The sequence below is a fragment of the Achromobacter colocynthidis genome, from assembly GCF_057334535.1.
Genome location: NZ_JBHFIZ010000036.1, coordinates 189,503 through 199,736 on the forward strand (window position 1 = coordinate 189,503; position 10,234 = coordinate 199,736).

Consider the following 10,234-nt stretch of genomic DNA (forward strand, 5'->3'; position numbering starts at 1 on the left):
AGAGAGCCATCATGAAATAGAAAAGCCCGCGCGCCTATGGGGCACGCGGGCTTATCAGACCAAGTCAGCGTCAGGCAGCCAGGCGCCCTTCAATCTTGGTCTTGGTGGCCGGCAGGTCTTCGGGCAAGCCTTGGGACAATTGGCCGAACAGTTCGTGATGCAGCGCCAGCTCATCGCGCCAAGCCGCCGCGTCCACCGACATGACCTGTTCGAATTTGTCCGGCGTGAACTCCAGGCCGGTCCAGTCGATGTCCTGGTAGCTGGGCGATACGCCGAACACCTGGTCCACGCCCTTGGATTCGCCGTCGATGCGGCCCAGCATCCAGCGCAGCACGCGCATGTTTTCACCAAAGCCCGGCCAGACGAACTTGCCGTCGGGTCCCTTGCGGAACCAGTTCACGCAGTAGATGCGCGGCAAGGTGGCGCCGGTGGCTTCCAGTTGCTTGCCCAGCTTGAGCCAGTGGTTGAAGTAGTCGCTCATGTTGTAGCCGCAGAACGGCAGCATGGCGAACGGGTCGCGGCGCACCACGCCCTGCTGCCCAACGGCGGCGGCGGTGGTTTCCGAACCCATGGTGGCGGCCATGTACACGCCTTCGACCCAGTTGCGCGCTTCGGTCACCAGCGGCACGGTGGTGGAGCGGCGGCCGCCGAAGATGAAGGCGTCGATGACCACGCCCTTGGGGTTTTCCCATTCGGGGTCGATCGACGGGCATTGCGCGGCCGGCGCGGTGAAGCGCGCGTTCGGGTGCGCGGCCTTGCGCCCGGTTTCGCGGGCGATGGCGGGCGTCCAGTCCTGGCCTTGCCAGTCGATCAGGTGCGCGGGCGGCGTGTCGGTCATGCCTTCCCACCAGACGTCGCCATCATCGGTCAGCGCCACGTTGGTGAAGATGACGTTGGCCTTCAAGGTGGCCATGGCGTTGAAGTTGGTCTGTTCGCTGGTGCCCGGGGCCACGCCGAAGTAGCCGGCTTCCGGGTTGATGGCGTGCAGGCGGCCGTCGGGGCCGGGTTTGATCCAGGCGATGTCGTCGCCAATGGTGGTGACCTTCCAGCCGTCCATGCCCTGCGGCGGGATCAGCATGGCGAAGTTGGTCTTGCCGCAGGCCGACGGGAATGCCGCGGCCACGTGGTACTTGCGGCCCTTGGGCGACGTGACGCCCAGGATCAGCATGTGTTCGGCCAGCCAGCCCTGGTCACGCCCCATGGTGGACGCAATACGCAAGGCGAAGCACTTCTTGCCCAGCAACGCGTTGCCGCCGTAGCCCGAACCGAAGCTCCAGATTTCGCGGCTTTTCGGGAAATGCACGATGTACTTGGTGGGGTTGCACGGCCAGGCCACGTCGGCCTCGCCCGCCGCCAGCGGCTTGCCCACGGAATGCACGCAGGGGACGAAGTCGCCATCCGTGCCCAGCACGTCATACACCTGCTTGCCCATGCGCGTCATGATGCGCATGTTCACGGCCACGTAGGGGCTGTCGGACAGTTCGACGCCGATGTGGGCGATGTCTGAACCCAGCGGGCCCATCGAGAACGGCACCACGTACAGCGTGCGGCCGCGCATGGCGCCGTCGAACAGGCCGTTGAGCGTGTCGCGCATCTCGGCCGGATCGGCCCAGTTGTTGGTGGGGCCGGCGTCTTCGGGCCGGTCGGAACAGATGAACGTGCGATCTTCCACGCGCGCCACGTCGGACGGGTCCGAGCAGGCCAGGAAGGAATTGGGCCGCTTGGCGGGGTTGAGCCTGCGCATCGTGCCGGCCTGGACCATTTGTTCACACAGGCGGTCGTATTCTTCTTGCGAGCCGTCGCACCAAACAACGTGATCGGGCTTGGCCAGCGCAACAAAACTGGCGACCCAGTCGATCAGGCCGCGATGCTTGACGTAGGCAGGCACGTTCAACGCAGCCAAACCCCCATCCAATGGCTTATTCATTGGGGCTATCTCCATGCTTTAGACAAATGGTGATACGGCCCCGATTGCGTGGGGCCGTATGTAATTTGCGCCATCATACTTGCAGCGCCGGGCAACCCGTCAACCCATCCACATGGACGAGATTGTCACGGGTTGAGACGAGCTCAACGGTAGCTGCCGTCGCGTAACTCTCGACGGATGATCTTGCCGGTGGCGGTCGTTGGCAAACTGGTTACAAAGCGGATGGCGCGCGGGTACTCGTGCGCGGCCAAGCGGGTGCGCACGTGCGCCTGCAAGGCCTTGACCAAGGCGTCGTCGCCGTCGAAGCCATCGTTCAGCACCACATACGCCATGACGATCTCGGTGCGTTGTTCGTCGGGCACGCCCACCACCGCGGCCATGCGCACGGCGGGGTGGCCGATCAGGCAGTCTTCGATGGGCGCGGGACCGATGCGGTAGCCCGCGCTGGTGATGACGTCGTCATTGCGGCCCACGAAGCGGATGAAGCCGCGCGCGTCGCGCACGCCCAGATCGCCGGTCAGCAGGGTGTCGCCCACGAATTTCTCGGCGGTGGCGTCGGGGTTGTTCCAGTAGCCCAGGAACATGACCGGGTCGGGCCGCAATACGCCGATGTTGCCCTCCTGTCCATCGGCCACTTCAACACCCAGGTCATCCACAATAACCACGCGATGGCCCGGCGCCGCGCGGCCGATCGACCCGATTTCCGGGTCGAACAGCGACGAGCACGACGACACCAGCATGTTGCATTCGGTCTGGCCGTAGAACTCGTTGATGGTCACTCCCAGCACGCGGCGGCCCCAGTCGATCAGTTCGGCGCCCAGCGATTCGCCGCCGCTGGCCACCGAGCGTAGCGCCAGCGGGCCGGCGCCTTCCGGGTAGGCCGAGCCGCGCATCATCTTCAGCGCGGTGGGCGGCAGGAAGGTGTGGGTGACGCCGTGGCGCGCCATCAATTCCAGCGCGGACGTGCCGTCGAATTTTTCAAAGCGCCGGGCCAGCACCGGCACGCCGTGGTGCCAGGCCGGCAGCAATACATCCAGCAGGCCGCCGATCCAGGCCCAGTCGGCCGGCGTCCACATCAAGGCGGCGTTTTCGGGAAAGAATTCGTGCGACATCTCCACGCCCGGCAGGTGGCCCAACAGGACGCGGTGCGCGTGCAGCGCGCCCTTGGGCTTGCCCGTGGTGCCCGACGTGTAGATGATCACGGCCGGGTCATCGGCGGCGGTGTTCACCGGTGTGTAGTCATCGGACTCTTGCGCCAAGGCGGCGTGAAACGGCACGGTGCCTTCCTCGCCGTCGCCGTCAATGCAATACACGACCTTCAAGTCCGGCAGGCTGGCGCGTATCTCGCGCAGTTTTCGGCACCCTTCCGTGTCCGTCACCAGCGCCACCGCGCCGCTGTTGGCCAGGCGGAACTGGATGGCGTCCACGCCAAACAGCGTGAACAGCGGCACCGCCACCGCGCCCATCTTGTAGACGGCAATATGCGTAACCGCGGTTTCGGGCGCTTGCGGCAGGTACACGGCCACGCGGTCGCCGCGCGCTACGCCGTGGCGCGTCAGGCTATGCGCCAGGCGGTTGGATTGCGCCTTGATGTCGTCGAACGAATAGCGCGTTTGCGCGCCGTCGCTTTTTTCGAAGATCAGGGCCAGGCGGCCACTGCCGTCAGCCCATTTATCGCAGGCGTCCACGCCGATGTTGAAGCGTTCCGGCACCTGCCATTGGAATTGGGACACAAGCTGCTTGTAGGATTCGGCTCGGGACAGCATGGTTTTGTCTCTGATGTTGTTATGAATAATCCAGGGCTTGCTCAACTGGCTTGACCCTGGCTCAATAATAAGCCCCGCCCCACCGCCCTTTTGCCGTCCGCATGGAAAAAACCCCCGTCGTCCCGCCCCGCCGCCCGCCGGCCCGCGCCAAGTCCGAGCAACGCATCCGCGACATTCTGCACATGGCCCGCCAGGTCTTTTCCGAAGCCGGGTTCCAGGCCGCCACAACGACCGAGATCGCCCAGCGGCTGGGCGTGTCCGAAGCCACCATCTTCACGTACTTCGGCGGCAAGCGTGAACTGTGCGTGCGGGTGATCAGCGATTGGTATGACGAGATCATCGCCAAGGTGGAAGACAACCTGCCGCATGTGCAGGGCGCGCGTGCGCAATTGCACTATCTGGTGCACACGCATTTGCGGCACCTGCTGGCCGAAGGGCCGGGGCTGTGTGCGTTCATTCTGTCGGAGGGGCGTGCGCGCAACGACGATTTCGGTGAGATCTACGCCGGCTTGCAGCGCCGCTATACCGCGCCGCTGATGCGCATTCTGGCCCAGGGGCAGGCCGACGGCGACATCCGCCAGGACATGCCGTTGCGGCTGCTGCGTTCCACCGTCTACGGGCCGATGGAGCATGTGCTGTGGGACGCCATTCTGCGTGGCGCGCGTGTGGACGTGGCCGCCACGGCCGAGCAACTGGTCGGCTTTCTGTGGCAGGCCTTGCAGCCCCCGCGCCAGCATGCGCTGGCGTTGGCCCGCTTTCGCGGCGAAGTGCGCGACGCCTTGCATCGGCTTCAGGCCGCCGAGGAATCGGAAGGTTCTGAGAACAAGGACGGCGGCACGTACTGAGGAAAGCCGTTATAGACCTCGCCGCGCTCGGCCGGCTGCAAGGTCCAGGAATGGCGGGCGTTGGGCACGCCGCCATCCACCCGGATAACCGTGCCGTTGATGAAGGCGGACGCGGGCGACAGCAGGAACACCACCGCCGCCGCCAGCTCGGCCTCGGTGCCAAAGCGTTGCAGCGGCACCTTGGTTTTCAGTTCGCGCAGCACCGCGCGGTAATCGTCGTCGTAGCTGTCCATGCCGCTGGAAGCGATCCACCCGGGCGCCACCGCATTCACCCGCACGCCCGCATGCGCCCATTCGCAGGCCGCGGTTTCAGTCAGGTTCCACACGCCGGCGCGCGCCGCGCCTGAATGGCCCATGCCCGGCATGCCACCCCAGATGTCGGCCAGCATGTTCACGATGGCCCCGCCGTGCTGGCGCATGTGCTGCGTGTAGACCTCGCGCGCCATCAGGAAGGTGCCATGCAGATTGTTCTGCACCACGGCGTTCCAGCCATTCAGGCTGATGCGGTCCAGCGGCGCGGGAAATTGCCCGCCCGCGCAGTTGAACAGGCCGTCGATCGCGCCATGCCGCGCCAGCACATCGGCCACCGCGCCGCGCACGCCGGCTTCGTCGCGGATGTCGCAGGTGTGCAGGCTGATGCGCCCCGCCGCTTCGGGGTAGATGCGCGCGATTTCCGCGCTTGCCGCTTCCAGCTTTTCCGGCTTGCGTCCCACCAACGCCAGACTCGCGCCTAATGACGCAAGCTCGTGCGCGGTGCAACGGCCCAAGCCGCTGCCGCCGCCCGTCACCACCAGGGTCTTGCCGTCAAACAGACCCGGCCGAAAGACCGAGGCGTACCGCGTGGTGGCAGTGTGGTTGCCTGCTTGAGGGGCCGCATTTTGGCTTGCTTGTGGGCCCATGGATCGCTCCGATATTTTTTTGAGGATAACTCAATATTTACAATCCGCTCATCCCGTCCAAGTAGTTTTACTCATAGAATCTTCGACTAAACCCCTGCTACTTATTGAGCACTATTCAAAGATAATGGAGACCCGCATGACTGCAAACGCCCCGCTGGACGTCGCGCGCGATGGCGCCATCGCCCGCCTGACGCTGAACCGGCCCGACATGCGCAACGCATTCGACGAGGCGCTGATCGCCGCGCTGACGAGCGCGGTGCGGCAGGCCGAGCAAGACCCTGACGTGCGCGTGCTGCTGTTGACCGGCGCCGGCAAGGCGTTTTGCGCGGGCGGCGACCTGAACTGGATGCGCAAGATGGCCACGCACACCGACGCGGACAACCGCGCCGACGCCACCCGGCTGGCGGACATGCTGCACACCATCTGGGCGTGCTCAAAACCGGTGGTGGCGTGCGTGAACGGCGACGCCTATGCGGGCGGCATGGGCTTGCTGTCGGCCTGCGACATCGCCATCGCGGCGGACAGCGCGCACTTCTGCCTGTCGGAAACCCGTTTGGGGCTGCTGCCAGCTGCCATCAGCCCTTACGTGATCCGCGCCATGGGCGAACGCGCGGCGAACCGCTACTTCCTGACGGCTGAACGGTTTGACGCCGCCACCGCACTGCGCTTCGGACTGCTGCATGACGTCGTTCCCGCTGATCGGCTGGACGAGGCGGTCGACGCCCTGTGCCGCACGCTGTGCGCCAACGGCCCCGATGCTGTCAAGGCCAGCAAGCGGCTGGTGCGCGACTTTGCCGGCGCTCCCATCAACGCCGCCTTGATCGCCGACACCGTCGAACGCATCGCCGCGTGTCGCAGCACCGAGGAAGCGCGCGAAGGCGTGGCGGCTTTTCTGGAAAAGCGCGAACCGTCCTGGCGGCGGGGTTCTTGAGGCAGGGCTCTTGAGGCTGGGCTCTTGAGGCGGGGGTACTTGAGGCGGGTTTGCGAAGACGGGGCTGCGAAAGGCGCTTTGCGTAGGCGGGCTACGCTGAGCCCGCAGCGGGCTGAATACGTCACCCCTGAGCAGGACGCCACTTGCACGCATGACATAATCCCTGGCGCATCTTCAGGAATTTTTCATGCCGCATCCGACTTCCTCCTCCCTCGCATTCCCGCCGCTCAACGCCGACCGCCTGTGGGCCCGCGTTGAAGCCTTGTCCCAATTCACGTTGCCCGACGTCCCCTGGACGCGCCGCGCTTTTTCGCCGCTGTTCGATGACGCGCGCGCCTGGTTGCGCGGCGAATTCGAAGCCGCGGGCCTGGCGACTCGGCTGGATGCGGGCGGCAACCTGGGCGGCACCCGCACCGGCCGCGACCCCGCGCGCAAACCCATCGCCACCGGCTCGCATTGCGACACGGTCATGGCCGGGGGCCGCTTTGACGGCATCATTGGCGTGCTGGCCGGCATTGAAGTCGCGCACACGCTGCAAGAGCACGGCATCGAACTGGCGCACCCGTTTGAAGTCATCGATTTCCTATCCGAAGAACCCAGCGACTACGGCATCTCGTGCGTGGGCAGCCGTTCGCTCAGCGGCCAGCTCACGGCCGACATGCTGGCCGCCTGTAACCCCGACGGCGAATCGCTGGCGCAAGGCATTGCGCGCATCGGCGGCGACCCCGCCGCGCTGCACGCGCCGCTGCGTGGTCCCGGGGGCACCGCCGCGTTCGTCGAACTGCATATCGAACAAGGCCCCGTACTGGAAAGCCGTGGCCTGCCCATCGGCGTGGTGACCAACATCGTGGGCATCCGCCGCGTGCAGATCGTGGTGGAAGGCCAGCCCGACCACGCGGGCACCACACCCATGGACATCCGCCGCGACGCGCTGGTGGGCGCCGCCCGCATCATCGACGCGGCCAGCCGCCAGGCCAGCGCCGCCAGCGGCAACCCGCATTACGTGGTGGCCACCGTGGGCCGTCTGTCGATGACGCCCAACGCCGCCAACGCGGTGCCGGGGCGCGTGGAAATGACCCTGGAAATGCGCAGTGACAGCAACGCGGTGCTGGACACCTTCCCCGAAACGCTGATGGCCGGCGTGGCCAACGACCTGAAGGCGTTGCGCCTGACGGCCGGCTTCACCCCGCTAAGCCGCGCCCAGCCCACCGACTGCTCGCCCTTGGTGATGGATGCCGTCAAGGCGGCCGCCGACCAATTGGGCTACGCGTCCATGCGCCTGCCCAGCGGCGCCGGCCACGACGCCGTCTATATGGCGCCCACGGGCCCCATCGGCATGATCTTCATCCCGTGCCTGAACGGCCGCAGCCATTGCCCGGAAGAATGGATCGAACCCGCGCAGTTGCTGGACGGCACGCGGGTCCTGTACCAATCGGTATTGGAACTGGACCGGGTGCTGCGCGGCGCCTGAGGCGGCCCACCCATCCCGCCCCCGAGGTTATCGGCGGCCCCGGGGCGGCGCGCTGCCATAATGGCTGCCTTGCCCCGCTGCCCTGCCCCGGATTTGATACGCCATGGAACAGATAGAACTCAACGACAGCACCGCCGACCGCTACCTGCTGGACGCCCCCGGTCTTACGCTGCTGGTCTTCCATAGCCGCACCTGCGGCACCTGCCGCATCGCGCGCGAACAACTGCCCGCGCTGGAATTGCCGGTGGAGCGCGTCTGCTGGGTGGATGCCGGCGACAACCGCGGTCTGGTGGAACGCTACGAGGTCTTTCACCTACCCGCCATGTTCGTCACGCGCGACGGCGCTTTCTTCGGCCCGGTGCAATCCACGCTGGCCGAATGGGACCTGCGCCAACAGATCGGCCTGGCGCTGGACAGCTACCCCGCCGAATTGCCATGAGTACGCGCGGGTCTACTGGGTCTGCTGCTGCCCCGACTGCAAAACCGCTGCGCCTGCCGCTGGACGCGTTGGCCACCACCGGCATGCTGGTGCTGTGCGTGTGCTGGGGGTTTCAGCAGATTGCCATCAAACTGGTCGCGGCCGACATTGCCCCGATCATGCAGATCGGCCTGCGCTCGACCTTCGCCGCATTGGTGTTGGCCGTCGTGGGCTGGCGGGCCGAAGGCTTGCGGGCGGTGCGCGACGGCACGGCGCTGCCCGGGCTGATCGTGGGGCTGCTGTTCGCGGGCGAATTCCTGTTCGTGGCGCAAGGGCTGCTGCACACCACGGCCTCGCACATGTCGGTGTTCCTATACACGGCCCCCATCTTCGCCGCGCTGGGCCTGCACTGGCTGCTGCCCGAAGAACGCATGCAGCCGCTGCAATGGCTGGGCGTGGCGGTGGCGTTCGGCGGCATCGCGGTGGCATTCCTGGTCAAGGGCGACGCGCCACTAGCGGCAGCCGGCGCCCCCAACATGCTACTGGGCGACGCCATGGGTTTGGCGGCCGGCCTGCTATGGGGCGCTACCACGGTTGCCATCCGCGCAACATCGCTGTCAGAGGCCGCGCCGTCCAAGACCCTGCTGTATCAAATGGCGGTTGCGGCGGTCGGCCTGCTGGCCTATGCCGCGGTCACCGGCCAGCACACCATCCACGCAACGCAAGCCGCTATCTTGAGCGTTGCTTTCCAATCCGTGGTGGTGGCGCTGTCGAGTTATTTGGCGTGGTTCTGGCTGCTGCGCAGGTACCTGGCATCGCGGCTGTCGATCCTGTCATTCATGACGCCGTTGTTTGGCGTGAGCTTCGGCGTGCTGATTCTTGATGAACCGCTGGACTCTGGGTTTGCTGTGGGGGCTGTGCTGGTGCTGATCGGCATTACGTTGGTGAGTGGCGGGGAAATGGTCAGGGAGTGGGTGCGTAGAAGGCGGGGATGATGGGTTGCGCGCGATTTGTGGGGGAGTTCTTGCGCCGGTCTTGCCGCGCTTCACCCATCCTACGGGCGACGTTGGTGATGGGTTGCGCGCGATTGGCGGGGGGTTCTTCTGCCGACCCTTGCCGCGCTTCACCCATCCTACGGGCCATCCTACGGGTGCACGTTCGTAGGATGGGTGGAGTGCGAGATGCCAACCATCTGGGAACTGCCGTCCAGCGCACGTAACCCATCTCGCTCAGCCACGCCCGCGCCCCAGGTTCAACACGATCAGCGCCGCGCCCGCCAGCACAAAACCAAACCCCCACCAGTCGGCTGCGCCAGGTCTGTCGCCGACCAGGGCCATTGCGCCAAGCACGCCAACCACGGGCACCATCAGCGTTGTCAGCGCGGCGACCGTGGCGCTGACGCGTTCGCTCAGGACGAACCACAGCCAATACGCCACCGCCGTGCCCAGGATGATGTGGAACGACAGCGCCGCGACGATGCGGCCGTTCCAGCCTTGGGTGGGAAATGATTCGCCCGCGATCAACACGCCGGTCAGGGCGCAGGCGGCGCCTACGGCGAGTTGCCATGCCGTGATGACGATGCGATGGCCGTTCACGGGCCAGCGCTTCAGGTAGACGGTGCCGGCCGCCCATCCGAACGCCGCCACCAGCGGGAAGATCAAGCCCTTTGTTGCCGCCAGATCGTGTTCCGCGAACACCGCGTGCAGCACGGGCCAGGCCAGGATGGCCACGCCTATCGCGCCCAGCATCAACGCCAGCCCGCGCCGCCGGTCCAGGCGTTCGCCCAGGACCAGCCACGCCAGCACCGCCGACATCATGGGCATGGTGAAGGTCAGCACCGCCGCGCGGGACGTACTGGTGCTGAGCTGCGCCCAGGCCACCGCCAGGTTGAAGACGGCCACGGCCAGCACTCCGCCCACGACGATGCCGGGCCACGCGTCGCGAGGCGGCAGCAGCGCCAGCCGCTTGGCGCGCGCC

9 protein-coding genes are annotated in these 10,234 nt (G+C 66.2%); 5 read left to right on the forward strand and 4 right to left on the reverse strand.

Annotation, left to right across the window (positions count from 1 at the left end):
* Window positions 1–70: 70 nt before the first annotated feature.
* Both ACE04A_RS19680 and ACE04A_RS19685 read right to left on the reverse strand, forming a co-directional pair.
* Window positions 71–1,927 (reverse strand): phosphoenolpyruvate carboxykinase (GTP), encoded by a 1,857-nt coding sequence (locus tag ACE04A_RS19680; RefSeq protein WP_268078657.1) that lies wholly within the window; start codon window positions 1,925–1,927, stop codon window positions 71–73.
* 143 nt (window positions 1,928–2,070) lie between these two features.
* A complete protein-coding gene (locus ACE04A_RS19685; protein WP_448719105.1) occupies window positions 2,071–3,693 on the reverse strand; it encodes an acyl-CoA synthetase in 1,623 nt (540 codons plus the stop codon).
* 101 nt (window positions 3,694–3,794) lie between these two features.
* Here ACE04A_RS19685 and ACE04A_RS19690 point away from each other — a divergent pair, with 101 nt between their 5' ends.
* On the forward strand, window positions 3,795–4,538 hold the full coding sequence (locus tag ACE04A_RS19690; RefSeq protein WP_485820425.1) for a TetR/AcrR family transcriptional regulator: 744 nt from the start codon (window positions 3,795–3,797) through the stop codon (window positions 4,536–4,538).
* On the opposite strand, the gene ACE04A_RS19695 is transcribed toward ACE04A_RS19690, so the two are convergent.
* On the reverse strand, window positions 4,484–5,437 hold the full coding sequence (locus ACE04A_RS19695; protein ID WP_448719106.1) for an SDR family oxidoreductase: 954 nt from the start codon (window positions 5,435–5,437) through the stop codon (window positions 4,484–4,486). The two genes, ACE04A_RS19690 and ACE04A_RS19695, sit on opposite strands and share 55 nt — an antisense overlap.
* Before the next feature lie 136 nt (window positions 5,438–5,573).
* Between ACE04A_RS19695 and ACE04A_RS19700 the strand changes: the two genes are divergently transcribed.
* The 4 genes from ACE04A_RS19700 (at window position 5,574) to ACE04A_RS19715 (ending at window position 9,252) form a co-directional block, all read left to right on the forward strand.
* Complete coding sequence (locus ACE04A_RS19700) at window positions 5,574–6,368, forward strand: enoyl-CoA hydratase/isomerase family protein (protein ID WP_485820426.1); 795 nt, start codon at window positions 5,574–5,576, stop codon at window positions 6,366–6,368.
* A gap of 187 nt (window positions 6,369–6,555) precedes the next feature.
* Window positions 6,556–7,839 carry an N-carbamyl-l-glutamate amidohydrolase ErtE gene (gene ertE, locus ACE04A_RS19705; RefSeq protein ID WP_485820427.1) on the forward strand — a complete coding sequence of 428 codons (1,284 nt, stop codon included), beginning with the start codon at window positions 6,556–6,558 and terminating at the stop codon, window positions 7,837–7,839.
* 103 nt (window positions 7,840–7,942) lie between these two features.
* On the forward strand, window positions 7,943–8,278 hold the full coding sequence (locus ACE04A_RS19710; RefSeq protein WP_100855233.1) for a thioredoxin family protein: 336 nt from the start codon (window positions 7,943–7,945) through the stop codon (window positions 8,276–8,278).
* Window positions 8,275–9,252 carry a DMT family transporter gene (locus ACE04A_RS19715; protein ID WP_485820428.1) on the forward strand — a complete coding sequence of 326 codons (978 nt, stop codon included), beginning with the start codon at window positions 8,275–8,277 and terminating at the stop codon, window positions 9,250–9,252. The genes ACE04A_RS19710 and ACE04A_RS19715 overlap by 4 nt, the downstream gene beginning before the upstream one ends.
* A 234-nt stretch (window positions 9,253–9,486) precedes the next feature.
* On the opposite strand, the gene ACE04A_RS19720 is transcribed toward ACE04A_RS19715, so the two are convergent.
* On the reverse strand, window positions 9,487–10,234 hold a 748-nt coding region (locus ACE04A_RS19720; protein ID WP_485820429.1), incomplete at its 5' end, for a DMT family transporter.